The organism is Sphingomonas phyllosphaerae, assembly GCF_029623345.1.
GTDB classification, from domain to species: Bacteria; Pseudomonadota; Alphaproteobacteria; order Sphingomonadales; family Sphingomonadaceae; genus Sphingomonas; species Sphingomonas phyllosphaerae_C.
In genome coordinates this window covers 38,043-62,952 of the sequence record NZ_JAPYKH010000002.1, presented here as the reverse complement: position 1 = coordinate 62,952, position 24,910 = coordinate 38,043, and the positions used below count along the sequence as shown (strand labels likewise).

The 24,910-nt window shown below is 66.1% G+C and carries 18 protein-coding genes and 3 pseudogenes; 9 read left to right on the top strand and 12 right to left on the bottom strand.

Translation table 11 applies throughout. The features are described 5' to 3' along the window. Positions 1–486: 486 nt before the first annotated feature. From QBJ89_RS02220 to QBJ89_RS02200, 5 genes and pseudogenes are all read right to left on the bottom strand, one after another. Positions 487–2,271, bottom strand: coding sequence for a methyl-accepting chemotaxis protein (locus tag QBJ89_RS02220; RefSeq protein ID WP_277978916.1), 1,785 nt, complete (start codon positions 2,269–2,271; stop codon positions 487–489). A gap of 28 nt (positions 2,272–2,299) precedes the next feature. After that, positions 2,300–4,348: a TonB-dependent receptor plug domain-containing protein gene (locus QBJ89_RS02215; RefSeq protein ID WP_277978915.1), complete on the bottom strand. Its 2,049-nt coding sequence runs from the start codon at positions 4,346–4,348 to the stop codon at positions 2,300–2,302. 2 nt (positions 4,349–4,350) lie between these two features. After that, positions 4,351–4,869 (bottom strand): YfiR/HmsC family protein, encoded by a 519-nt coding sequence (locus tag QBJ89_RS02210; RefSeq protein ID WP_277978914.1) that lies wholly within the window; start codon positions 4,867–4,869, stop codon positions 4,351–4,353. An 848-nt stretch (positions 4,870–5,717) separates the two neighbouring features. Beyond that, positions 5,718–6,338, bottom strand: a pseudogene (locus QBJ89_RS02205) (IS110 family transposase); the annotation flags it as partial. A 63-nt stretch (positions 6,339–6,401) separates the two neighbouring features. After that, positions 6,402–7,340 carry a LysR family transcriptional regulator gene (locus tag QBJ89_RS02200; protein ID WP_277979166.1) on the bottom strand — a complete coding sequence of 313 codons (939 nt, stop codon included), beginning with the start codon at positions 7,338–7,340 and terminating at the stop codon, positions 6,402–6,404. A gap of 109 nt (positions 7,341–7,449) precedes the next feature. Here QBJ89_RS02200 and QBJ89_RS02195 point away from each other — a divergent pair, with 109 nt between their 5' ends. Both QBJ89_RS02195 and QBJ89_RS02190 read left to right on the top strand, forming a co-directional pair. After that, on the top strand, positions 7,450–8,283 hold the full coding sequence (locus QBJ89_RS02195) for an SDR family NAD(P)-dependent oxidoreductase (RefSeq protein ID WP_277978913.1): 834 nt from the start codon (positions 7,450–7,452) through the stop codon (positions 8,281–8,283). A 241-nt stretch (positions 8,284–8,524) separates the two neighbouring features. Further along, positions 8,525–9,550 (top strand): IS110 family transposase, encoded by a 1,026-nt coding sequence (locus QBJ89_RS02190; RefSeq protein ID WP_277978912.1) that lies wholly within the window; start codon positions 8,525–8,527, stop codon positions 9,548–9,550. Between the two features lie 408 nt (positions 9,551–9,958). On the opposite strand, the gene QBJ89_RS02185 is transcribed toward QBJ89_RS02190, so the two are convergent. Then, positions 9,959–10,576, bottom strand: coding sequence for a Crp/Fnr family transcriptional regulator (locus QBJ89_RS02185; protein ID WP_277978911.1), 618 nt, complete (start codon positions 10,574–10,576; stop codon positions 9,959–9,961). A gap of 240 nt (positions 10,577–10,816) precedes the next feature. On the opposite strand from QBJ89_RS02185, the gene QBJ89_RS02180 reads away from it, so the two are divergent. The 4 genes from QBJ89_RS02180 (at position 10,817) to QBJ89_RS02165 (ending at position 15,183) form a co-directional block, all read left to right on the top strand. After that, the gene (locus QBJ89_RS02180) at positions 10,817–11,938 is read left to right on the top strand and encodes an alpha/beta hydrolase (RefSeq protein WP_277978910.1); all 1,122 of its coding nucleotides are present in this window, start codon (positions 10,817–10,819) and stop codon (positions 11,936–11,938) included. A 208-nt stretch (positions 11,939–12,146) separates the two neighbouring features. Continuing rightward, positions 12,147–13,163, top strand: a complete 1,017-nt coding sequence (locus QBJ89_RS02175; RefSeq protein ID WP_277978909.1) for an L-dopachrome tautomerase-related protein — start codon at positions 12,147–12,149, stop codon at positions 13,161–13,163. A gap of 33 nt (positions 13,164–13,196) precedes the next feature. After that, positions 13,197–14,288 carry a catalase family protein gene (locus tag QBJ89_RS02170; protein WP_277978908.1) on the top strand — a complete coding sequence of 364 codons (1,092 nt, stop codon included), beginning with the start codon at positions 13,197–13,199 and terminating at the stop codon, positions 14,286–14,288. Positions 14,289–14,298: 10 nt separating this feature from the next. Beyond that, positions 14,299–15,183 (top strand): alpha/beta fold hydrolase, encoded by an 885-nt coding sequence (locus tag QBJ89_RS02165; RefSeq protein ID WP_277978907.1) that lies wholly within the window; start codon positions 14,299–14,301, stop codon positions 15,181–15,183. 257 nt (positions 15,184–15,440) lie between these two features. On the opposite strand, the gene QBJ89_RS02160 is transcribed toward QBJ89_RS02165, so the two are convergent. After that, complete coding sequence (locus QBJ89_RS02160; protein ID WP_277978906.1) at positions 15,441–17,693, bottom strand: hybrid sensor histidine kinase/response regulator; 2,253 nt, start codon at positions 17,691–17,693, stop codon at positions 15,441–15,443. 432 nt (positions 17,694–18,125) lie between these two features. Between QBJ89_RS02160 and QBJ89_RS02155 the strand changes: the two are divergent. Then, positions 18,126–18,215 (top strand): annotated as a pseudogene (locus tag QBJ89_RS02155) (DUF2924 domain-containing protein); the annotation flags it as partial. After that, positions 18,212–19,333: a recombinase family protein gene (locus QBJ89_RS02150; RefSeq protein ID WP_277978905.1), complete on the top strand. Its 1,122-nt coding sequence runs from the start codon at positions 18,212–18,214 to the stop codon at positions 19,331–19,333. The pseudogene QBJ89_RS02155 and the gene QBJ89_RS02150, both read left to right, overlap by 4 nt. Before the next feature lie 48 nt (positions 19,334–19,381). Here QBJ89_RS02150 and QBJ89_RS02145 read toward each other — a convergent pair whose 3' ends face one another. Continuing rightward, positions 19,382–20,098: an IS6 family transposase gene (locus tag QBJ89_RS02145; RefSeq protein WP_277978904.1), complete on the bottom strand. Its 717-nt coding sequence runs from the start codon at positions 20,096–20,098 to the stop codon at positions 19,382–19,384. 51 nt (positions 20,099–20,149) lie between these two features. Between QBJ89_RS02145 and QBJ89_RS02140 the strand changes: the two are divergent. Beyond that, a pseudogene (locus QBJ89_RS02140) lies at positions 20,150–20,260 on the top strand (IS5 family transposase); the annotation flags it as partial. Between the two features lie 35 nt (positions 20,261–20,295). Here the strand turns inward: QBJ89_RS02140 and QBJ89_RS02135 are convergent. The 4 genes from QBJ89_RS02135 to QBJ89_RS02120 form a co-directional block, all read right to left on the bottom strand. After that, positions 20,296–21,318 (bottom strand): helix-turn-helix domain-containing protein, encoded by a 1,023-nt coding sequence (locus QBJ89_RS02135; protein WP_277978903.1) that lies wholly within the window; start codon positions 21,316–21,318, stop codon positions 20,296–20,298. Between the two features lie 13 nt (positions 21,319–21,331). Then, a complete protein-coding gene (locus QBJ89_RS02130; RefSeq protein WP_277978902.1) occupies positions 21,332–22,432 on the bottom strand; it encodes an acetamidase/formamidase family protein in 1,101 nt (366 codons plus the stop codon). A gap of 97 nt (positions 22,433–22,529) precedes the next feature. Continuing rightward, the gene (locus QBJ89_RS02125) at positions 22,530–23,732 is read right to left on the bottom strand and encodes an aromatic ring-hydroxylating oxygenase subunit alpha (RefSeq protein WP_277978901.1); all 1,203 of its coding nucleotides are present in this window, start codon (positions 23,730–23,732) and stop codon (positions 22,530–22,532) included. A 142-nt stretch (positions 23,733–23,874) separates the two neighbouring features. Further along, on the bottom strand, positions 23,875–24,798 hold the full coding sequence (locus QBJ89_RS02120; RefSeq protein WP_277978900.1) for an oxidoreductase: 924 nt from the start codon (positions 24,796–24,798) through the stop codon (positions 23,875–23,877). Positions 24,799–24,910: the final 112 nt, after the last annotated feature.

The following is a 24,910-nucleotide window of genomic DNA, read 5'->3' as shown; positions in this document are numbered from 1 at the left end:
TTGACAACACCCTTCGCTGGCATGTTCGTAGCGGCCTGATCTAATAGGCTCATGTCAGCTACTGAGCGTTGCGGCCCTGCCCTCTCGTGCGGAGACCTAGAAGGCGTCATTCAAGCCTCTCATCGCGCTTCCCGAAACTGGCTGCTCGTTCATTTCTTCGGTCTTGCCGGTCGACGCTTGAGGCCGGCTGTCAAGCCTTCAGGAGAACTGCCCCTCTCGCACGAGCGCCTGAGATGCGAAAGTTGACGGCACTAGCTTGACGTCGGTAATTACCCACGACGGGGCGCATGCCACCATCTGTACTCACCCGATCGACCGGGCGAGCGCCGCAGCTCCGTCGCCGTCCCGGCGAGCGAGAACGCACGTTCCGCTCGCCGCGTCCCCGGAACGGTCGCGCGTCGATGCCGCGCAAAGCGAGGTCTGCGACTCGGCGCGACCCCACCGCTTCGACGATCGTGCGCGCAGCCGCCTCTTGCGGCTTCCTGCTTACCCCGCCAGCAGCGTCTGGGTGAAGCACTGCGCGTCGCCGGCCAGCAGCGACAGGGTGCGGTCGAGCGTACGCGAGGCGTCGCGGAAATGCTGCACCGAGGCGAGGTTGCGCTGCACCGAGGTGCCGATCCGCTCGCTCGCGGTCGCCAGCGCCTGGCTGCGCTCGCGCACCTCGCCGATTCGCGCATTGAGCTGGTCTATCGAGCGCGCCTGACCACGCGACATCAGCGCCACCCGGCCGGCGCCCTCGTCCAGCCGGGCGATCAGCGCCCCCAGGCTGTCGGTGTTCGATACCATCGTCCCGATCGTGCCCTGCACGGCCTCGATCGTGCGGCGCACGTCGCTGGTGGAGGCGCCGGTGCGACTCGACAGCGACTTGATCTCCGCCGCCACCACCGCGAAGCCGGCGCCCGCGCTGCCCGCACGCGCCGCCTCGATCGTGGCATTGAGCGCGAGCAGGTTGGTCTGCTGCGCGATGGCGTCGATCACGTCGACGATCTGCTCGATCGTCGCGGCCTGCTGCTGCGACTGCTCCACCGCCGCCTGCGCGCCCTGCGCGTGGCGGTTGATCGAGCGGGCGGCACGGCTGGTGCCTTCCACCTCCTGGTCAATGTTCTCGAACGCGCCCGCGAGCGAGCGGGTCGCCTCGCCCGCCTCGCGCATCTCCTCGCTGAACTGGTGCGCGATCGTGTCGAGCTCGGCCGCGAGCGCGCGGTTGCCGGTTGCGGAGTCGGTGAGATCGCGCGCGCTGCGATCGAGGTGCGCCATCGCCGCCTGCGCGCCGCGGATCGCCCCCGCCATCTGCTCCTCGAAGGTCTGCGCCAGCGCGCGCAGCGTCTCTCGGCGGTGCGCCTCGGCCTCGCGCGTGGCGCGCGCCACCTCCTCGTCACGACGGCGTTCCTGGCGATGCGCTTCCTCGTGCAGTCGCGCGGTCTCGCGTGCCAGCTGCTCGGCCTCGCCGCGCTGCTGGTCGAAACGCCGCAGCGCCGTCACCATCTGTCCCAGCTCGTCGCGCCGGCAGAGTGCGGCAAGGTCGGGCGTGTCGCCGGCCAGCACCGCCTCCGTCGCCGCAGCGATGCTGGTAATCGAGCGCACCGTCGAGCGGCTGATCAGATAGGCCATCGCCACGCCCAGCACCGCCGCGAGCGACGACACGAGCACGATCGCCAGCAGCGTCGCCCGCGTGGCGAAGACGGCGCCGGCCGCGCCCGCGTCGGCGCGGGCCACCCCGGCGCGAGTCATCGCGCGCAGCCGCTGCTCGACCCGGTGCGCGTTCTCGCGGAAGGGCGCCACCATCGCCGCGCTGCTGGCGAAATCGATCTCGAGCATCGAGGTGATCACGCCGACGGTGGCGCGATATTCGCCGAGGTCGGCGAGCATGCCGTCCAGCGCGGTGCGCTCGCCGGGATGGCGCGCGCGGTAGCCCACCAGCTCGTCACGGACGCCGTCGAGATCGTGCTCGACCGCGGCGGCGCGCGCCGGCACGTCGGTGGTGGGGGCGGCCGCCTTGGCGATCAGCAACCGGTACAGCTCGGAATCCGCCATCTCGAAGCGCAGCGCGACGGCGTTGAGCTGGCTCAGGTCGCGCATGTCGACCTGGACGATGCGATGGACGCTGCGATCCGCCACCAGCAGCGCGGTGGCGCTCAGCGCCGCGATCAGCGCGAACAACACGAGCATCAGCAGTGGCGTGGCGGCGACCTTGGCGGTGATCGGCCGGTCCGCTAGCCGCGCGCGTCGTTCGACGCGGTCGGCCAGCGCGGAGAGCGCGCTTCGCATCATGGGCGCGCGAGCGATGCTGCGCGCCGACTCACAGCGTCACGCGCACGCCGCCGCGCACGCGCCGGTCGGCCGGGATCGGCGAGCCGGTAGCGCCGGCGGCGAGCGACAGGTTCTCACCCGCGACGAACAGCTCGAGCGCGGGGGTGAGCCGGAAACCGCCGCGCGCGTCGAGCGCCACCGCGTCGTCGACACGGTAGAACAGCAGCTGCTGGGTCGTCGAGAAGGCGAACTGGCGCGTCGCCGCGGTGTAGCGCGCGAGTCCGCTCGCGTACCAACGCCCACCGTCATAGCCGAGCGCCACATTGGCCTTGTGCCGCGGCGTCGTCGCGCGCGGCGCCAGCGCGTAGGGCACGGGCAGCGCGGTGCCAGTGAGGTCGCCGTCGGTCTGCGTCCAGGTGTAATTGACACGCCAGTCGAGCGCGGCGACGCGCCCGCTCGCCTGCCACTCGGTGCCGTAGGTCGCATAATCGCCCACCGCGGCGAAGCGCGCCGCCAGCACCGGGCTGGGCGTGAGGAACAGCTCCAGGTTCGGCCCCAGCCCATCGCCCGGCGAAGCGATCGCGTCGTCGGTGCGCGTGTAGAAAGCGGTCGCTTCCAGCCGCGTCGCGCCGAGCGCATGGGTATAGCCGAGCTCGCCGCTCCACACCGCCACCGGGCGGAGGCGCGGCGAGCCGGTGACCACGATCGGCACCGGCGTCGGCGCCGCCAGCGGCAGGCGAAAGCCGAAGCTCACCAGCGACGGCAGCTGATAGCCGCGCCCGCCGTTGAGCCGCAGTCGGCCGTTCGCGCCGGTCTGCACCACCAGCGCGGCGTTAAAGCTGAGCCGCGTGAAAGCGCGGTCGAACGCGGCCGGGTCGTCGAGCGCGGGCTGGACGATCGCGCCCGACTGGCCGAGCCACAACCGATCGACCCGCGCCGCCGCGCTGACGCCGACGCGCTCGATCGGATGAAGGTCGAGCATCGCGTCGAACGAACCCACGTCATAGGCGATCGTCTCGGCGAACTGCGCGGGACCGCGCATCCGGCTGTTGCGATACTCGCCGCCGATCCGCAGCGTATCGTCAGTGTCGAGCCGGTAGAGCACCGCCGCCTTCACGGCCACCAGCCGGTTCTCGATCGGCGCGCTCACCCGGTTGACCCCGTCGCTGCCCTCGATGCCATAATCGGCGTTGAGCCAGTTGACGTAGCCGTTCAGCGAGGCGCCGCCCCAGGCAGTGTCGTGCGTCAGCCCGGCGTGGGCGTTGCTGCTGCGATAGCGCTGGTTCGAGAGCAGCTGGCTCGGCAGATATTCGATCTGTTCGTTGCTGGCGTGGCTACCACCGAGCGTCGCTTCGCTGGCGCCGAACCGCGCGCTAAGCTCGCCCGCGACCTGATCGGCGCTGACGTCGACGATCGGCGTCGGCGCGAGCAGCCCGTCACGGAGCCGGCGCTCGTCCTCGCGCAGTCGCCCGGCGCTCAGCCGCGCCCGCACCGTGCCGCCCAGCGGCAGCGACGCGGTGCCCGCCAGGCGCGACACGCCGTGGTCGCCGGCCGCCGCCGTGACGTGCGCTGAGGCAGCATCGCCCCCGCGCTTGGTGATGATATTGACCACGCCGCTCGCCGCATTGAAGCCGAACAGCGCCGCGGCGGGGCCGCGCACCAGCTCGATCTGCTGGATCTCTTCCAGCTGGACGCCGAGCAGGTTCCAGTCGGTCAGGCCGTAATGGTCGAGATAGACCTGGCGGCCGTCCACCAGCACTAGCAGCCGCGCGTTGTAGGTCTGCACGCCGCCGCGCACCGCGACGTCGCTCTGCCCCGCGGTCCAGCGGTTGACATCGACCCCAGCATAGCCCTTGAGCAGCCCAGGCACGTCGCGCGCGGGCGAGCGCGCGATCTGCTCGGCGGTGATGATCGTGACCGAGGCGGCGACCTCCGAGGCACGCTGCGGCTTGCCGATCACGCTGGTGGTGACGGGCTCGCCGATCATCGCCTCCAGCGCGGAATAATCCACCGCCTGCGCGCTGGCCGGCACGGCGGCCGCGAGCGGGGCAAGCCCGGCGCCGAGCGCGAGAGCGCGGCGCAGCAAGAGTGCGGTCACGCTCAGATCTCCTTGACGAGCATGAGGAAAGCCGAGCCGAAGCGCGCGTTTGCGGCGCGGGCCGCGGCGCGGTTGACGGTGATCTGGACGCGCGCGCCGCTGCCAATCCCGACGACGCAGCGCGCCGCCTGGACGCAGGCGTCGTCCGAGGTAATGGTCACGACCGAGCTGCGCGCGGCAGCCGCGGCGATCGCGCCCTGGTCCTCGCGCGTGCCCGCGGTGACGAAGGCGACGCGATAGCCAGTCAGCAAGTCGAGCGCGGTGACAGGCACCCGCTTGGTGCGGAGCGTCGCCTTGCCCGCGGCAGCGCTGCCGCCGAGCGAGCGCTCGATCGCGGCGGCGTCGGCCATCGAGGCGGCATTGCCCGGCACGACCACGATCGCGGCGGACATGATGCCGCTCGGCGGCGGTTGCAGGAATGACACCACCCGCACCGCGATCGGCACGTTCAACTCCGCCTGCAGCGGCAGCGGCGCCACGACGCCGGCGGCCACCAATGACGCCCCGATCAGCTCTCTCACCTACCCTTACCCCAAAGCCTGAGGCGGACCTAGGCGAATCGGGTCACCATATAATTAACGACGCAATGAGGATCCGCCTGTGGCGACTCTGTTGATCCGCCCTCGCAAGCGCCCAAGCGCATGCAAGCTTGACGACGGAGATCGATTCTAATTATGGCTTATATTTGCGACTTACGTCGTAATGTACACCGACATTAAGTAGACCATAAGTCTTATTTCACGTAGAATGGCATCCGCAAAACAGGTATTCTTTTTCTCTCAAACTGCTGGTTGAGCTTATGAGCGATCGAGAGTTGATGTGAGTTTATTTATGGCTACCCTAAAGGCTATTGCAATCTATCGCTGCGATATATAGCTTCGCAATCTCGAGGATGATCAAAGCTTTGCTGTTACACACGCTTGCACATCGCTGAGATAATGCGCTGGTAGCGTCTTCGAGCGTGAACTCGCCTGTTTGGCAATCAGGTCTACCCCACCCGATCGGTTGCAAAGCTATCTACAGTAATTGAATCTCAGACCTGAAAACCCAGGCTCGGACGTTTAAGCGGTCCACGCCGCCTCCCGAAAGCGGCCGCTCTCTGTGGATGGCTCCCGCGTTGCAAGGGTAATCTGACGTGTCGACGTAGGGTCGGGTGCAGCTCTCTGTTCGGCCTGTTGGTGCAGCCGGTGAGGGCTGCTGGCCCTGAGGGAGTCCGCGAGCTGAGTCCTATCTCATTCAACAGGCTATGATGCCTTGAGCGTCCGTTGAATTGTCCCTGCTCCCGGTCTGACCGGTTCGCCATCACATCGCATCGCTCTCACAACCTCGTGAAGCTGGTCTCCTTGGTTTGGTCGTTCCAGCTACGTCGTTATGCCGCAAGCCTGGGTTGGTGCCCGGCCCGGTACGTCTCGCCGTGCGCCATGATGGCCCAGACACCCCGGGCGGTCTGGTTCGCCATGGCGACTGTCGCCACGCGTGTCGGCTTGCGCGCGAGGAGGGCCACGAGCCGCGGGTCGGCACTCTCCGGCTTGCGCTTCACGCCTTTGATGAGCGACGTCATGCCCACGACGAGCAGCGATCGAAGGTATTTGTCGCCCATCTTGGTGATGCGCCCAAGCCGCTCTTTGCCGCCACTTGAATGCTGCCGCGGCGTCAGGCCCAGCCAGGCGGCGAACTCTCGCCCTGAGCGGAACTGGCTCGCGTCAGTGACCGACGCGGCAAGCGCCGTTGCCCCGATCGGACCGATGCCGGGGATCGACATGAGACGGCGAGCCGTATCGTTCGCCCGCTGCCGGGCAAGGAGATCCAGATCGATCTCGCGAAGCGGCGCATGGGTGTCGAGCACCTGCTGTGACAATCGTTCGACGACCCTTGCCGCCTCGCTCGGCACCGCCGGCGCCTCGCCGTCGACGATCTTGCGCGCCATCTCCAACGCCAGACGAACGCCTTGGGGAATGTTGATGCCGAACGCCGCCAGCAGCGCTCGAACCCACCGCGATGCGGTGAGCGGGAGCCATCCACCCCATTCATTCAGGTTTCGGTTGGCTCGCTATCACTGCGAGGACACAAGACCTCTACCATCTATTGGCAGACCTTCCGGGTTTCGCACCGCGTCGATGAAAGCGCGCAACGCTGGCGCCATCTGGCGCTGTTGCGGGTAGCAAAGGAAATGGCCTGGAAACGGCACCGACCAAGGCTCGAGAAGAGCAACCAGCCCCCCAGCCGCGATTAAATCCTGGACCATATACTCGACCGGGAACGCAATGCCCGCACCGCCGACCGCGGCGCGAATGCTCATCTCCTTATCGTTGACGATCAGCGGGCCATCCACTGTCACCTCGAACCATGCGCCCTTTTCATAGAACTCCCATGCATAGGGCAATGTCCGGCCCGGCCAGCGCCACCGTATGCAGCTATGGTCGATAAGATCGCGCGGATGTTCCGGCGCGCCGTTGCGCTCGAGATAGGCGGGCGCGGCGACAGCGATCTGGCGCAGCTCGGGGCCTAGCCGCACCGCAACCAGGTCCCGCTCAATCACTTCGCCGATGCGGAGCGAGGCATCGAACCCGTCGGCGACCACATCGACCACCGCATCGTCGACGGTAAGATCGAGCACGACGTCGGGATAGGCCGCGGCAAACCCACCCAGCATCGGCGCGATATAACGCTCGGCGGCAGAGCGGAACGCATGCACGCGCACCGTGCCGGCGGGGCGATCGCGTGTCCGCCTCACCTGGCTCAACGCGCTGCCAAGTTCGGACACTGCTGGGCGTACTCGCCGCAGAAGCATGTCGCCGGCCTCTGTCAGCGCGACACTGCGCGTCGTGCGCACCAGCAGCTGCACGCCAACACGATCTTCGAACGCCCGCACCATCTGGCTGAGTGCGGACGGCGACACGCCGAGCATCTCGGCTGCCCGGCTAAAGCTGAGCAATTCGCCAACGGCAACGAAGGCGCGCAACTGGTTATAGTCGCTGCCCGAGAGTGGCATTTCCACAAACGTCCTCCCGATTCTTTAGCCACACTTATAAGCCTAATCAGATCAGCGTGCATTCTGAGCCAGCTCTGGCTGCGGCAATACCCCGCCGAGGAGATTGCACATGAAGACATGGTTTATCACCGGCATTTCGCGAGGCCTGGGCTTGGAGCTCGCCAAGGCCGCGCTGGCACGGGGCGATACCGTTATCGGCACCACTCGCGGCGCGCGCCCAGCCTTGGACGAAGGATCCGGCACGTTGCATGTTTTAACCCTCGACATGGCCGACACAGCTGGAATCGCGGCAAGCGTCGAACAGGCATTCGCGATCGGGGGCATGATCGACGTTATCGTCAACAATGCCGGGTATGGACTGTTAGGCGCGATCGAAACGGCCACCGACGAGGAAGCCGCCCGGCTATTCGACGTGGACGTGTTCGGTCCATTCCGGGTGATCCGCGCAGCTATGTCGTATCTGCGGGCGCAGGGGAGCGGCCATATCGTCAACATCACGTCGATCGCAGGTCGCGCGCCCGGTCCCGCCTGCGCGCTATATTCCGCTGCCAAATACGCGCTTGAGGGCCTGTCCGCCGCCCTAGTTCAGGAAGTCTCGACCCTGGGCATCAAGGTAACCGCCGTCGCGCCTGGCGCGTTTCGTACCGGTTTCCTGTCCGCACACTCGATCCGCAAAAGTCGTCTGGAAGACGCTGCCTATTCCGGCACGATCGGGCAGGCTTCCGCTGCATTCGATGCGGCGGATGGGCAGCAACTCGGCGACCCCGCACGGGCCGCGAAGGTGCTTCTCGAACTGGTCGATTCGAGCCATCCTCCGCTGCATCTGCTGCTCGGCTCGGATGCTCTGCGCCGAGCCCGAGCGAAACTGGATGCAGTCATGGTCGAGATGGATAGATGGGAATCGATGACGCTCAGCACCGATTTTCCAACGTCGACAAGCTAATCTCAGCGCCGCGCGCAATGGTATGCCCTCAAGGCTATTCGACATGGGCCGTCAGCAACGCGGCTCCATGACATCCGCTCGAATGACCACCAAACAATTGCTCAGCAATGATGGCGGGTCGGACCCAACTCCGGTCACTCAGGTCGGCGTGCCGGTTCCCCAACTTCGTTGGGGTGGATGCCCCCTGACGGCATCGATGTGCCAGAGTGGAGGTGTTGAAACACCACTGTAGGAGGCGTCCGTGAGTGAGATTAGCACAGTCGGCATCGATCTGGCCAAGTCGGTTCTTCAGGCTCACGGTGAGGATGCGAGCGGCGGGGTCGTGGTCTGCAAGAAGCTTCGGCGTGATCAGGTTCTGCCGTTCTTTTCGACCTTACCGCGATGCGTGGTCGCGATGGAGGCGTGCGCGAGTGCCCACTATTGGGCACGCGAGCTCGCCGCACTGGGTCACGACACCAAGTTGATCCCACCGGCGTACGTGAAGCCGTTCGTCAAACGGCAGAAGAACGACATGGCCGATGCAGAAGCGATCTGTGAGGCGGCGCAGCGCCCGACGATGCGGTTCGTTCAAGGCAAAAGTGCAGAGGCGCAGGCATCAGCGGTGGTGTTCCGGACCCGCGACCTGCTCGTGCGTCAACGTACCCAGTTGATCAACGCCCTGCGCGGCCACCTCACCGAGTTCGGCTACATCGTGCGTCAGGGTGTTGGGCACGTCGGCAAGCTGATCAAGGTGGTCGGCGACCCCACCTCCGACATCCCGGCTCAGGCGCGACCCGTGCTGGTCGTGATTGCGCAAGGGCTGGGAGCGCTGCAGATGCAGATCGCCCTGCTCGACCGCGAGATTGCGAGCCGGGCGAAGGCTGATCCCGTGGCGAAGCGGCTGATGACGATCCCCGGCGTCGGCCCGGTGATAGCGACCGCCCTGGTGGCGCTGGCGCCCGCTGCCAGCACCTTCCGTCGCGGGCGCGACTTCGCCGCTTGGCTCGGGCTGGTACCCCGACAGCACTCCAGCGGCGGCAAGGAGCGCCTCGGGCGGACAACGAAGATGGGAGAGCGTAGCTTGCGCAGGCTTCTGATCATCGGCGCGAGCTCAGTGACGAAGGTCGCGGCGCGCAATCCTGATAAAGCCGGTGCATGGCTGGCCGGCATGCTAGCTCGCAAGCCGCGCATGCTGATCACCGTCGCGCTCGCGAACAAAATGGCGAGGACCGTCTGGGCGCTGCTGGGCCACGGCGGATCCTACAAAGCTCCGGCCGCAGCGGCGTAGCCGCCAAGGCTTGAGGCGTCAGGGACTCGAGGGAAGGTCAGTAGAGAGGTTTGGCGCAACGGTCAGAAGACGGGATCGGGAAACCAGTCAAATGTCCGAGCGCCTCGAGCGCGCAACTTCGGTCTGGACCCGGTCCGCGATCTCCATACAGGCCAGCAGCCGTGATGATGGCTGCGTCACAGGCCGGACACACGGAAGCACCTGAACCCGCGCGATCTAATCTTCCGAACACCCCCTTGTATCCGGTGGGGCGTCCACACACGGACATTCAGCGCTAGATCATCGTCTCCAATTTCGGCCAATCGTTAATCTTTGAAGGAAGGTTAAGCGAATGGATCTGCCGGCAGGAGGGAGAGAGATCACGCGCACGCGCGCTCAACGATGGACTTGGCAGCAGGGCAGGCTGGTTCAACAAGAAGCTCCGCTCAGCAGTCGCGCATACTCCTGTTCCGGTTGACCGTAAGTGTCACCCGCAAGCGTCAGCAGCTTGGCGCGGTCGTGCACGAGCACCTTGGCGCGCACGGAGCGGATGGCCTGCTCACCCTCGAGCCGGTGCAAAGCCTCGGTGACGCTGCTGCGCCGGACGCCGAGCATGAGCCGAAACTCCTCGTGGGTCATGCAGATCTCATCCTTCTGCACGCGGTCATGGTACAGCAGGATCCAGCGCGCCATGCGGCGGTCTACCGCATGCGCCAGCGACGATACGATCGTCCGCCCCATCTGCAGCATGAAGACATGGACGTAGCGTAGGAGGGCGAGACGAAGCGTGGCGCTTCGATCTATAGCGGCCAGCAACGCGTCGGCGGTAATCCGCTGGGCCTGTCCCTGTTCGGCCCGCATCGTGACATCGTACGGGGAGCGATCGCTGCCCATCAGCAGCGGCCATCCGATGAAGCCCTCAGCGCCGACGAGTCCGACGGCATAGCGCCGGTCATCGTCGAGCGAGTCCAGCACGCCGGCGATACCCCGCTCGAGGAAGCAGATGCTGTCGATCTGCTCGCCGGCGCGAGCGATGAAGTCGCCCACCGCGAACGTCACCGGCTGCAGATGCGGTCGCAGCAGGGCGAGGTCCTGCGCGGAGCAGCCGGCCAGCAGCTTGTTGCCGATCGATCCGCCGATACCGGCAGCCGAGTCCGCAGGCGAGCTGCTCGCAAACGTTAGGACCGTCATCGCTCATCCTCCCGGACCGCCTTCGACTTGGGACGGTTCCGTACAGAAACGTTGCCCGCTCCCTCTTTGTTCAGGTTCGAACAACAGGAGGACTGCATGGTATCCGTCTCGAAGCTGCCTCTGCGCGCCGGCATTGTCGCGGCCGCCGCGCTGACAGCCTGCGCCGGCGCGCTGGCGCAATCGCCGTCCACTCCGACCGCGCCGCCGCCCGCCGCACCACCCGCCAGCGCGACCCAGCCGCCGAAAGCCGCGCCCGATATGCAGATGGTATTGGACGCGCTCGCCGGTCTCGGTGGCAAGCCGATCGAGTCACTCACGCCCGCCGAGGCGCGGATGCAGCCTTCCGCTGCTGACGGTGCGAAGGCGGTCATGGCGAAGAAGGGCATGTCCACCGACCCCGACTCGTCGGTGACGACGCAGGATCTGCCCTATGGCGCGGACCCGAAGCAGTTCGCGCGCGTCTACAGGCCCGCGGCGGCGCCGGTAGGCCGCAAGCCGATGCCCGTGATCGTCTATTATCATGGCGGCGGCTGGGTCATCGCCGACGTGGACACGTATGACGCTGCCCCGCGCGCCATGGCGAAGGCGCTCAACGCGATCGTGGTGTCCGTCGAATATCGCCACGCTCCCGAATTCAAGTTCCCCGCGCAGCACGACGACGCCTCGGCGGCCTATCGCTGGACCTTGAAGCAGGCGGCGAGCTGGGGCGGTGACCCTGAGAAGATCGCGGTGGCCGGTGAGAGCGCCGGAGGCAATCTAGCGGTCGCGACCGCGATCTACGCGCGCGACAACGGCCTGACCGTACCGCGCCACATCGTCTCGGTCTATCCGATCGCCAACAGCAGCATGACACTGCCCTCGCGCAGGGACTCGGCCAACGCCAAGCCGCTGAACGCCGCGATGCTCAAGTGGTTCGGCTATTACTATCAGGTCAGCCCGGCGGACGCGCAGGACCCGCGCCTCAACCTCGTCGCGGCGAACCTGCGTGGTCTGCCGCCGACGACGATCATCAACGCGCAGATCGACCCGCTTCGCTCCGACGGCGAGACGTTGGCCACGGCGATGCGCGCGGCCGGCGTCAAGGTCGAGCAGAAGACCTATCCGGGCGTGACGCACGAGTTCTTCGGCATGGCGAAGGTCGTCCGCGGCGCCAAGGACGCCAACGATCTCGCAGTTGCGAGGTTGAAGGCGGCCTTCGCGGCGTCCGCGCGCCGCTGAGGCCAGGGCGGGGGACGTCCAGTCCCCCGCGCCAGGACGTGGGCCAGATGCCGCGTTCGGGTGTTTGCGCTCGAGACGTCGCCCACCTTCCCTCTCAATTAGCCGGAGCCATGACGTGAAGCGAGCCATGCCCCTTCTCACCGCAGCCACTGCGGCCGCGTTGATCGCCTCGGTAGCCGGAGCAGCGCTCGCTCAGCGGCCCTCACAATTGACCGAAGTCGCTCAGTTCGACCATCAGGCCACGGGCGTGGCGGTGGTCGCCGACGAACGTCGCTTCGTCAACTTCCCGCGCTGGACGGACGATGCGCCGATCTCCGTCGCGGAGGTCATGAAGGATGGGTCGCTGAGGCCCTATCCGGACGCGCGTTGGAACGAGTGGCGCAATGCCCGTTCGAGCGAGCTCTCGGTGGGCGATCATTTCGTCTGCGTGCAGTCGATCGTTCCGGACGGCCGCGGCAACCTGTGGGTGCTCGATCCCGGGGCGCCGGGCAACGAGAAGATCGTGCCGGGAGCGCCGAAGCTCGTCCGCGTCGACCTCAAGACCGATACCGTCACCAAGGTGATCCCGGTGCCCGAGAACGTGGCGCTACAGGGTACCTACCTCAACCATATCCGTTTCTCCCCCGACGGCAAACTGGGGTACATCACCGACAGCGGTACACGCGGTGCGATCATCGTCGTGGATCTGGAGAGCGGCCAGAGCTGGCGGACGCTCGACGGTCATCCTTCGACCCAGGTCGACAAGGCCGTGACGGTCACGCTCGACGGTGCTCCACTGCGCCGCCCCGATGGTCGGCAACCCGCCTTCGCCGCCGACGGCATCGCCATCTCGAATGACGGCAAGACGCTGTTCTATCAGGCGCTGACCGGCCAGACGCTCTACTCGATCGACACGGCGCTCCTCGCTCGCGACGTGACGGAAGCACGCCGCGCCGCGGGCGTGCGCACCATCACGCGCACCCATGTCGCGGACGGGCTGTGGATGAGCAAGGCGGGCGTGCTCTACCTCACCTCGCCGCAGGATTACTCGATCAAGCGCCTGAGCGGAGCGACGGTCGAGACGGTGCTCACCGATCGCCGGCTCCGCTGGCCCGATACCTTCGCCGAAGGTCCGGACGGGCGCATCTACGTGACCGCGAGCCATATCCAGGACACCGCGTGGTTCAAGCCCGGTGCGCCGGCATCGGTGCCCACGCGATTGTTCGCTTTCACCCCCGCCCGATAACCCCACCAGCCCCCTAGCCTGCGAGAAGAGCCCATGACCGCCATCCCCGTCCGCTACAGCGACAGCGTCGAAACCCCGATCGAGGACGAGGAGACGGTCCACCGCGACCTGATCGACACGATGCGTTCGATCACCGAGACCACCTCGGAGGATTACGGTCACGCGGTACGCAGCGTCCACGCCAAAGCGCATGGCATCCTTTCCGGCGAGATCGCGATCGTCGACGGCCTGCCGCCCGAGCTGGCGCAGGGGTTGTTCGCCGAAGCGGGCGCGCACCGCGTGCTGATGCGCTTCTCCACCAACCCGGGCGACCTGCTCGACGACTCGGTCTCGGCGCCGCGCGGGCTGGCGCTGAAAGTCCTCGACGTCGCGGGCGAGCGCTTGCCCGAATCGGCCGAGGACACGACGCAGAACCTGATCCTGGTCAACGCGCCCGCCTTCGCCGCGCCCGACGCCAAGGCGTTCCTCGGCAGCCTCAAGCAGCTCGCCGCGACGACCGATCGCGCCGAATGGGCCAAGAAGCTGCTCTCCGCCACGCTGCGCGGGGTCGAGACGGCGCTGGAGGCGGTCGGCGGCAAGAGCGCGATGATCGCGACGATGGGCGGCACGCCGATCACGCACCCGCTCGGCGACAGCTATTACAGCCAGGTACCGTTCCGCTATGGTGAGTATATCGCCAAGTTCGCGCTGGTACCGGTGTCGTCCAACCTCACCGAGCTGACCGGTGACAGCGTCAACACGTCGGATCGCCCCGACGCGCTGCGGGAGGTGATACGCGAGACGATCATCGAGCGTGGCGGCGAGTGGGAGCTGCGCGTACAGCTCAACACCGACCTCGATGCGATGCCGATCGAGGACGCCTCGGTCGAGTGGGACGAGGCTGCGAGCCCGTATCGCACCGTCGCGCGGATCACCGTGGCGCCGCAGCTGTCGATCGGAACGGACCTCGCCGGTGCGGTCGATGAGAACACCTTCTTCAGCCCGTGGCACGGCCTCGCCGCGCATCGGCCGCTCGGCTCGGTCAACCGCGCGCGGCGACAGGCGTATGAGATGTCCGCGGCGTTCCGCGCGCGCTACAATGGCTGCCCGATGCAAGACAGCGCGCGCTTCCCGGCGGTCGGCTGAGGCGGACGCCATGCCGATGATCGCCGCGGGCGACCTCGACCTAGCCTACGCCGTCGCGGGCCCCACCGACGGTCCACCGGTGTTGCTGCTCCACGGCTGGCCGGACGACGCGTCGACCTGGGACGGCGTCGTGCCCGCGCTCGCTGCGGCCGGCCGGCGCGTCATCGTGCCGACGCTGCGTGGGTTTGGCGCGACCCGCTTCCGCGAGCCCACGGCGCCGCGCACCGGCAACAGCGCGATCCATGCCATGGACATGATCGCGCTGCTCGATGCGCTCGGCATTGATCGGTTCGCCGTGGCGGGCCACGACTGGGGCTCGAACATCGCGGAGGCGCTCGCGGTCGGCTGGCCCGAGCGTGTAGAGCGGCTAGCGATGCTGGCGACACCGCCGCGGCTCGGTGGCATGCCGACGCCAAGCTTCGAGCAAGCGCAGCGTTATTGGTATCATTGGTTCATGGCGACCGCGCGCGGCGAGGAGGCGGTGCGGCGCGACCCGCACGGGTTCGCGCATGTGCATTGGGTCAACTGGGCACCGGCTGGCTGGTTCGACGAGGCCACCTTCCGGCGCATCGCACGATCGTTCGATAATCCCGACTGGATTGACGTGACGCTGCACAGCTATCGCTCGCGCTGGGAAAACGCACCGTTCGACCCCCGGAGCGAGTGGCTCGAGACCAAGATCAAGGCGACCGCGACTTTGTCTTTGCCCGCGCTCTTCATCAAGGGCAACGAGGACGGCGTCACCGCGCCCGCCAGCTTTGAGCGCGTGCCGTCCAAGTTCGGCGGCCCCTTCGAGCTGGTCGGCCTACCCGGCGTCGGCCACTTCCCGCAGCGCGAGGCGCCCGAGAAGGTGGCGGCGCTGCTGGTTGCGTTCCTCGCTGGTGCTCGGGCGTGAGCGCCTCTCATTTCTCATCTAGCGAGATGCGGATGACCCATCTCGGCGTTGTCAAAGCGACCGCACCTAGCGCGACATCGCCGAATTTCTAACCCATTCGCTTGCTCGATAGCAGGCGAACGAAGGCAATCTCGAAACCTGCTCGAGAGAGTTCGCGGCACTGACAGCCTTAGGATAGTAGCTGAAGCAACCTACAATGCACAAACCTTCAGGCGCTCGCGGAGCCGGTGCGTTTGGTTTGACAGAGCCCTCAGACTCTAGGCTGCCTCGTCTGTGAGCGCCTCATGGAGGAAGGTGGCGAGCTGGTTCAGCGTGAAGGGCTTCTCGATCACGGGCCGCCCCTTGTCGACCAGCCCGTTCAATGCCACGTTTTTACTGTATCCAGTGGCGTAAACGACTTTGATGCCCGGCTTCGCACGCGATGCAGCCTCAGCAAGCTCCCGACCGTTCATCCCCGGCATCACGACGTCGGTAAAAAGTAGGTCAACTTTCGCAACCACAGCCAAGCGCTTGAGCGCTTCTTCTCCCGATGAGGCATGGATAACCTCATAGCCTAGCTCTCGTATGCCCCTCACGCTCGCTTCCCGCACGACGTCGTTGTCCTCAACGACGAAGACGATCTTCTCTTTTTCAGACGTATCGATTTGATCGTCGATGCCGATCGGCCGCTCGTCACGCTGCGAGTTATAACGCGGCACGTATAGGCGGACAGAGGTGCCTGATCCCTGCTCGGAGTAGATACGCAGGTAGCCATTTGACTGGCGCAGGAAGCCGTGGACCTGGCTAAGGCCCAATCCCGTCCCTTTTCCAATCTCCTTGGTCGTGAAGAAGGGATCGATGACGCGACTTAGCAGCTCTGGCGGGATGCCGGTCCCAGTGTCGCTGACCGTGACAACCGTGTAGTCGCCAGGAGCAACACGCTCGAGGGCCAAGCTCGTGGCCTCGTCGATCGTGAGATTGGCCGTCTCAACCGTCAACGTCCCTCCCGCCGGCATGGCGTCTCGCGCGTTGATTGCCAGGTTCACCAGCGAGCTTTCTGTCTGCGGTCGGTCGAGGAAGCTCGGCCAGAGGTCACCCGAGAGCCTAAGGTCAACGACGACCTTCTCGCCTAAAGTCCGTTGAAGCATGTCCCGCATGCCGAAGACGACCTCGTTGAGATCCATCTTTTGAGGTGAGAGCGATTGCTGGCGTCCGAACGCAAGGAGTTGGCGGGTAAGCGCTGCGGCCGATTGTGCACCAGACAGGGCGTCACCCAAAAGCCGATCCAAATGCCCCTGCCCGAGCCCTTTTTGTCGCTGCGCGAGCTCGATGCTGCCGATAACCACCGAGAGCATGTTGTTGAAGTCGTGTGCGATGCCCCCGGTCAATTGCCCTACGGCTTCGAGCTTCTGCATCTGTCGAAGCTGAGCCTCGACAGATGCGCGCTCCTCCGCCTCATGCTCCAGCCGAGCGTTCGCAAGGGCGAGTTCTCGCGTCTCCTCACTAACTCTTGCCTCAAGGTTCGCGTTGAGATCCGCCAGGGCGGCCGCATGCTGATCTTTCTGTGTCGTCTGCTCTCGCAGCAGGAAGGCAACCTTCTCCAGTGCCTCCTCTACCTCCCGGATCTCGCGAATGTTGGATCCCGGCGCGGTTGCGCGACCATCGCCAGCTAGGCCGTGAGCGCTGTTGCGTACTCGCTTCAGCGATCTCGACATCGCCCGACCGAGCAGCCCGGCAGCAGCCAGGCCGAACAATGTGGTCACGACCCCAAAGGCGATGATGCGATCGCGCGCGCGCCCGGTCGCGACCGAGAAGGCGCCGACGCGTGGACCGCGAAGAGCCAGCCGCCAGTCAGAAACTTTTGACCTCGCTACCGCGTGAGGTCCGCCAAGCGGGATCGACGGTCCGATTGAGGCAGTTGAAGCGCCCTTTCGGTCGACGAGCTCGATCCGCCAAGTCCGGTTGACGTTTGGCGGACTTATAGAGGCAAGAAGCTTGGAGGGCGATTGCGTGGCGCTTAGGACATAGTCGACCTTACCGTCCTTTATGACCGGCACGCTGACAGCTATTAGAGGGCGACGGGTTGTGTCGTCCGGGTAGACGCTCGACACCTTGGCGTGCCCTGATTCGAGAACATCCGGAAAAGAGGGAGGCCCTCCGGGCGACGTTATCCCGCGGACAGCCGATGAGCTTGTGTCGACAAGTCGCCTTCCCCGCGCGCTTTGAAGAACCAGACCATAATCCTGCCCGTCTGCGGCACGCAGCGCCTGCGCGCGGAAAGCTGCGACGTTCCCGTCGTCAAGGAGCGGGGACGTCGCTAGCGCCTGCACGACGGCGGTGAGATTGAGGAGCTTGCCGTCGAGCAGGGTCGTGAGACGGTCTGCAGAGCCTTGCGCTCTCGAAGCTGCCTGCACGCCCTGGTCAGCGACAAGCTGCTGCAACAGCAAAGCAGAACATAAGATCGTCGGAACGACGGTACCAAGACAGAGAAGAGCGACATAGCGACCGATCGGCTGCACACGCGTCGTCATAGTCGGCGCCTCAGATCTTTATTTCGAAAAGGTTAGTGAGCATCAAGGCAAGTGAGCCACGTTCAACGTACGAGCGTGCTCGGCAGGTCTGTGCCATCGTCAGCGTCACATCCGCCTCCTACCTCGGAATTGTAGAGGATGCTAGACCGTGCCCTAGCTCACCGTAGCGGAGGTGATGGGCGGTGCCTTCATGAGCTTGACCACGGGATTGGCGAAGACGGTGTTGTCAAAGCAACAGCACCTGGCGCGATATTGGCGAGCTTCTACCCCGTTCGCTTGCTCGATGGCAGGCGAACGAAGGCGATCTCGAAACTAACTCGAGAGCGTTCGCGGCACTGATAGCCTTAGGATAGTAGCTGAAGCACCCTGCGATGCACAAGCCTTAGGACGCCCGCGGAGCCGGTGCGTTTGGGTTGACAGAGCCGCGAGTGGCGTTCGCTGAGCGAAGTTGCGCGCGCGATCACGGGCACGCGCTGGTCGGGACCGGCGTTCTTCGGGCTGAAGAAGAAGGTGGCGGCATGACGACGCTGCGCTGTGCCATCTACACCCGCAAGTCGAGCGACGAGGGGCTCGAGCAGAGCTTCAACAGCCTCGACGCGCAGCATGAGGCGTGCTCGGCCTACATCCTCTCGCAGGCGTCGCACGGCTGGTGCGAGGTTGCCACCCGCTACGACGACGGCGGGCTCTCCGGCGGCACGCTGGAGCGCCCGGCGCTGCAGCGGCTGCTGGCCGACGTGGCGGCTGGCCGCATCGACATCATCGTCGTCAACAAGGTCGACCGGCTCACCCACTCGCTGCTGGACTTCGCCAAGCTGGTGGAGGCGTTCGACCGCGCCAACGCAAGCTCCGTCTCGGTGACGCAGTCGTTCAACACCACCACCAGCATGGGCCGGCTCACGCTCAACATGCTGCTGTCGTTCGCGCAGTTCGAGCGCGAGGTCACCGCCGAGCGCATGCGCGACAAGATCGCGGCGAGCAAGGCACGCGGCATGTGGATGGGCGGCACACCGCCGCTCGGCTACCGCCCGCACGGCCGCAGCCTGGCGGTGGTGGAAGAGCATGCCACGCTCGTGCGCCACATCTTCGAACGCTACCTCGCGCTCGGCAACGTACGGCTGCTCGAGGCCGAACTGAAGCAGCACGGCATCCGCGTGCCCGAGCGCGCGACCGCCAGCGGCAAGCCGCTCGGCGGTGGCTGGTTCTCGCGCGGTGCGCTGTTCCTGATGCTGCGACGGGTGACTTTTGACGGCCGCATCGCTCACGTAACAAGAGCTCCGCAGGCACGCACCCTGCCATCATTCCTTCCGACACCTTCCAGCGCGTGCAGGCGATGCTGGCTGATCACGTTCAGGGCGCCCGCACCGCACCACGCGCCAGCAACCCCAGCCTGTTCGCCGGCAGTATCGTCGACGACGCTGGCGAGCCGCTGGTGGCGACGCACGCGAGCAAGGGCAAGGCACGCTACCGCTATTACGTCAGCCGCGCGCTTCACACCGGCGCCAGCAGCACAGGCCTGCGCGTGCCCGCACGCGAGATCGAGCGCGTCGTCGCCGAGCGACTGGCGACCCAGTTCGACGATCCACTCACGCTCACCGCGGCGGCGTGGCTCGACATACCGGCCGATGGTGCTGTCAGTCTAATGCGAACTCGTCTCCACACGATGCACTTAGGGCTTCCTGAGCCACGGATCAGCTGACGAGCGCCTGCCACTCGGCCAGCGCCGCGGAGCGGCGCTGCTTGTAGGTCTGTCGGTCGACGAGGTGGCGTTCGTGGTTGAAGTGGTTGTGGACGTTGGCGTGCACCGAGGCGAACTTCTGTAAGGTTCGCATCTGCCGGAACCGCAGCATCGCTCGTTCTCGTCGCCTGAACGGCAGGTGCGAGTTCTCCACGCAGTTGTTGGCCCAGCGACCCACCTCCTGCTTCTCGCGGCTGCCGAGCTCGCCCAGAGCAGCACCGTAGGAGCGCAAACCGTCGGTGGTGATTGCCTCAGGCGAGCCGTGGCGCTTGAGCGCCTTCTTCATGAAGGCGAGCGCCGCCTTCTTGTCGCGGGTCTTGGTGACGTAGCTCTCGAGGATCTCGCCCTCGTGATCGACGGCTCGCCACAGGTAGACCATCTCGCCGTTCAGCTTCAAGTACATCTCGTCCAGGTGCCAGCGCCAATGACGAAAGCCGCGCATGCGGCTCACCCGCTGACGCCGCACCTCGCCCGCGAACAGCGGACCGAACCTGTTCCACCACAGCCTCACCGTCTCGTGACAGATGTCGATCCCACGCTCGAATAGCAGGTCTTCCACGTTCCGCAGCGAAAGCGCGAAGCGCACGTACATCAGCACCACCAGCCGGATCACCTTCGGCGACGAGTTGAAGTAGCGGAACGGGCTGGCTGGCGTGCGCGGACGGGGCATGCCCCTCCCCTACCCCGCCGGTCGCTGTAGGTGCATTAGCTTTGACAGCGCCTGTTCGGCCGCCTCAAGGACTGGAGGCGCGTCGCAACCCGCTATAATCGCTATCCAACCGCCTTCTTCTCCGCCATCGCTCTTGCTGCCACCGTCATCTTCTGGCTGTGATCAACGAGTCTTGACCCTAGGCCCTGTCGAACCTGTTACACACGACGTCGGACGCAAGGGGCGTCCCGCCAACTGCTCCCAGAGCAAGGCCCAACGTCTGAGCTTAGTTCCGCCTCTGCGATTTCATCGCGATGCTGGCTCGGCGAAATGCCGTAGCGCGCGCGGAAGGCACGGCTGAAATGGGGCGCGTCGCCGAAGCCCCAGCGGTAGCAAATTTCGGAGATCGACAGCTGCGCGTGGATCGGGCTGACGAGATCCGCATAGCAGCGCTCCAATCGCCGCTCGCGCACATAAGAGGAAAAACGAAGGCCGGCGGCGGTGAACAACTTCTGAAGATAGCGCGGCGTAATGCCATCCTCGGCTGCGATCCCGATCGGGGACAGCTCGGGGTCGGACAGGCGGGCCTCGATCCGCTGGCACAGGCGGCGCAAATGGCTAGCGCGCGCCCCCGCCGCGCCGCCGCGCGCCGCCATCCCGCCCGAACTGGCCACCAGCGTGATGAGCAGTTCGATCGTCGATTGCTCGGTGGCGAGCAGGTGATCCTCGCCGAGCGCTCCGATCTGCTCAGCCAGCGTGTCGAGAAACCCGAAGAACAGAGCATTGAAGCCCGCATTCGGCCACACCGCGCGCACCGTCCGCTCCACCGGAGTCACCAGCCGCGAGCTGACCGCAACCTGCGGGAAGCGAACGAAGAGCAGGCGAAAGTCGCTGTCCATCCGCAGCGTCGTGTCGATCTCCGGAGCCCCGACGATCAACGATCCGCGCGCTACCGGTGTCTCCCCGCCGGCGCCCGCCAGTACGCCCTCGCCCGCGATGATCGCTACGATCCACGCGCTCGAGCGAAGATCGACGCTGCGCCCTGAAAATGTCTGCGCGGACGCGCTCATCAGCGCGAATTCAGTGCCCAGCGGCCCGGTGGCGACCGTCACCGCGCCAGCCGCCGCGCGCATCGAGCCGGGATCCGCCACGGGCAGGCGGAGGCGCGACAGCACGTCGATCCACGCCGACTGCCGCTCCCCAGCCTCGATCTCGTCTAGCGAGAAGCTCCAGCTTGCCATGCCACCTTCATCGTCACTCTAGTCGACGCGGGTCCTTCACCACGCCTCTCGACGGGAAGATGCCGCGATCGATGCGTACATGGATACCGCGTGTCCCGTCCACGACCTGCGTGACCCCGAAGTCCGCGGCGACCGACATCAGCGAATAGGCGTCGTCGCGCGACAGCCGCTGGTGCTCGGTCAACAGCGTCAGCATATCGAGCGAGGCGTTCTTCATCGCCTGGTTGAGGTCCTCGTGGAATCCGTGAACGATCCAGGTATCGGCCGTTTCCAGCAGCGGCGAGGGGAAGCTGAAGTCCTTCCGCAGCACGATCTGGAACAGCACGTCGAGCGACGCCTCGATTGCGGTGCCCGAGATTTCACCGTCGCCCTGCGACACATGCGGATCGCCGATCGAGAACAGCCCGCCCTTCACCTGCACCGGATAATACATGGTCGCGCCCGCGCCGATGCGCCAATTATCGATATTGCCGCCGTGCAGCCCGGGCGGGATGGTCGATACGCGTTCGTTGACCGCCGGGGCGACGCCCGCGGTGCCCAGGTGCGGGCGCGCGGGCACGGTGATCCCCTCCAGCGCGGGCATCCGGTCGCATTCGGGGCAATGCGTGATCGTGCCCGGGGTCAGATAGGTGCCCGGGAAATCATAGGCATATTCCGCGGTCGCGGTGTTGGTGTTGGGGTTTAGCGCGTAGATCGTCACGCGCTCCTTCTTCCCGAACTCCTCGTACAGATGTCCCCAGTTGGCGGCGAGGTTCGAGCCATGATTGTTGCGCGGGACCATGCGCAGATAACGCACTTCGAGCATGTCACCGGGCTCCGCACCCTCGACATAGATCGGGCCAGTCATGATGTGCACGCCGGGGTTGCGATCCGCCTCGGGCACCTCGGCGTAGATGCGGTGGATGGCTGGGTCCATCATCAGCTCGGGCGCGTCGCCCGCGTGGTGCGTGATCGCCTCGGCCATCACCAGATCGCCCGAGTTGACTCGCAGCGCGGGCTTCACCTCGGGATGAAAATAGCCCCAATGGATCGTCTCCGGGGTCGCCTTTAGCAAATGGAGCGCGCGCGCCTCGGTATCCGAGCGCTTCTCGCCGGTCGCACTGGTCATCAACATGAGAACCCCCTTCGTATGATCTGTCGTCCGGCACGTGCCGGGTGGTTCGCCGGCGCAGTGGGCGCCGACGGGATGTCTCAGTCCGGATTCTCTTGCCTCAGGCAGCGCGGACGACCGGCCTCGCGCCGCCGTTTAGCCGGTCCCAGGTGTCGCGGTAGCGGGTCACCAGCCAGCGATTGAACTGGATCTGTGCGCCCTCCTGCCACGAATAGCGGCCTCGCGGCGCGAAGCGCGAGCGCAGCCCGACCTGCACCAGCCCGTCGACGTGCATGTCCTGATCGATGATGTGCGACGCCGCCGTCATGTTCATCGCCATCTTGTGCGCGAACGACGGGTGCTTCGACGCGCCGGGCGCGACCAACACGCCGGTATCCTGCTCCATCGTCTCCGGCCCGGTCGGGCGCAGGATCAGGTAGATCACCATGTCGCTCATCATCACCAGCGATAGCGTCGGCGGGATGTTGGCGAACGTCATGCGGCTGCGCGCGGTCTCGTCCAGCTCCGGGAATACCGGCAACAGCGCCTTCTGGGTGGCGTTGAAGCTGGCGTCCTGATGCAGCGTTCCATTGTAGCGCAGGAAGCCGGCGTCAGCGGGGTCGGCGTCCGGGAACACCGACAGTTCCGACGGCACGAAATCGTGCAGCGGCCCCTGATGCAGCTTCGACGCGTGATAGCCGTCGTTGTTGTTCTCGAACATGACCTTCCAGTTCCAAGCGAAAACGCCCGGAGCGCCCGGCTTCTCTCCCTCGGCGCTGGCAAGGTCATAGCCCGCGATCGCTTCGGTCACCGCGGCGAGGCGCGGCGCGAGCGGCGCGGCCTGAAGATCGAAGTTGACGAAGATGAATCCCTGCCACAGCTCGACCTTGAAGGTCGCGAGGCCGTGGTCTTCCTTCTGGAAGTTACAGGTCTTCTCCATCGCGGGCGCACCGACCAGCTTGCCGTCCAGCCCATACGCCCAGTGATGATAGGGACACAGGAACATCCGCGTGTTGCCCGCGCCTTCCGCGACCAACATCGCGCGATGCGCGCAGACCGAGGACATGGCGTTGATCTTCCCGTCGCGCCCACGCGCCACCACGATCGGCTCGCCGACGATCGTGGTGGTGAAATAGTCGCCGGACCCCGCAACCCAGCTCTCACGACCCACGCACAGCCATTCGTGGAAGAACAGCGCCTCCTTCTCGAACTCGTAGAAGCCGGCGTCGGTGTAGCAGGCGGGCGGCAGCGTCTCGGCATCGGCAAGGTCGATGGCGGACGTGTTCAGCGAGGCTATGAATTCCTGGTTAGGCAAAGCGGCCATCACGGCGCTCCTAGCAACTCGTATCGTGGCAGCGCCCCGGCAGACTACATGCGGCCGGCGGATGCCAACATCCCATTACTACCCCTGCCGCCGCCCGACTCTCTTGTTTGGCGGCGCACACAAAGTTGCGCGGCTACTCGGTTCACCGATAGGCAATCGACAGCGTGGTCTCCCGCCAGGCGTCGATATCGGCCTTCATAGCCACCATTTCGCCCTCGGCATAACCCAGCGCATCGGCGCCCAGCAGCAGGCGAAGCGGCGGTTCGGGGGAATCAACCACGCGCAGCACCGCCGCCGCCGCCAGCACCGGGTTTCCCGGCTCCTCGCCCGCATGGCCGCGCAACGTGCGCTCCGCCTCGTGCGCCGGCCCTTCATAGCCCTTAATCGGGTTCGACGCCGATCGCAGCGAGGCGGCCGAGAAATCGGTGCGCAGCCCGCCCGGCGCCACGTTGGTGACGCGGATGCCATAGTGCGCGACCTCCTGCGCCAGCGTGCGCCCGACGCACTCCAGCGCGAACTTGGTCGCGCCATAAAGCGCGGTTCCCGCCCAAGGCGCCCAGCCGCTGACCGAGGTGATGTTGAGGATCCGCCCCGCCCGACGCGCGCGCATTCCCGGCAGCACCGCCTGCAACACCGCGATCGCGCCGAAGACGTTGACATCGAACAGCGCGCGGACATCCTCGCCGCTATATTCCTCGATCGCGCCGGTGATCCCGACTCCCGCGTTGTTGACCAGCACGTCGATCTCGCCCGCCGCCGCCACCGCGCGGTCGATCGCCGCGCGATCGGTGACATCGGCGACCAGCCCGGTCGCCAGCCCTGGCGCCGGCCCTGGCGCCGGCCCTGGCGCCAGCGCCGCGAACGCTGCTGCATCCGCCTCGCCGCGCACCGTGCCGAACACCGTGTCGCCGCGCTCCAGCGCCGCCTGTGCGATCGCGCGCCCGAAGCCCTTCGACGCGCCCGTGATGAACCACCGCATTCGATTCTCCACCCCCATGCCGCGCCGATCGCGGTCCTCGCCGCCTTCGCCAAAGCCGCGCCAACCGCTCTTGTCGCTGCGCGTCATGCTTGTTGCGAGCGCCGCGGCAGCAGGTGCACCACGCAAAGTTCCAGTGCGCGCCGACACAAGACGATTAGCCGGCCCGCATCGAACATTCGGGCCACGGGAACCCGTCGGC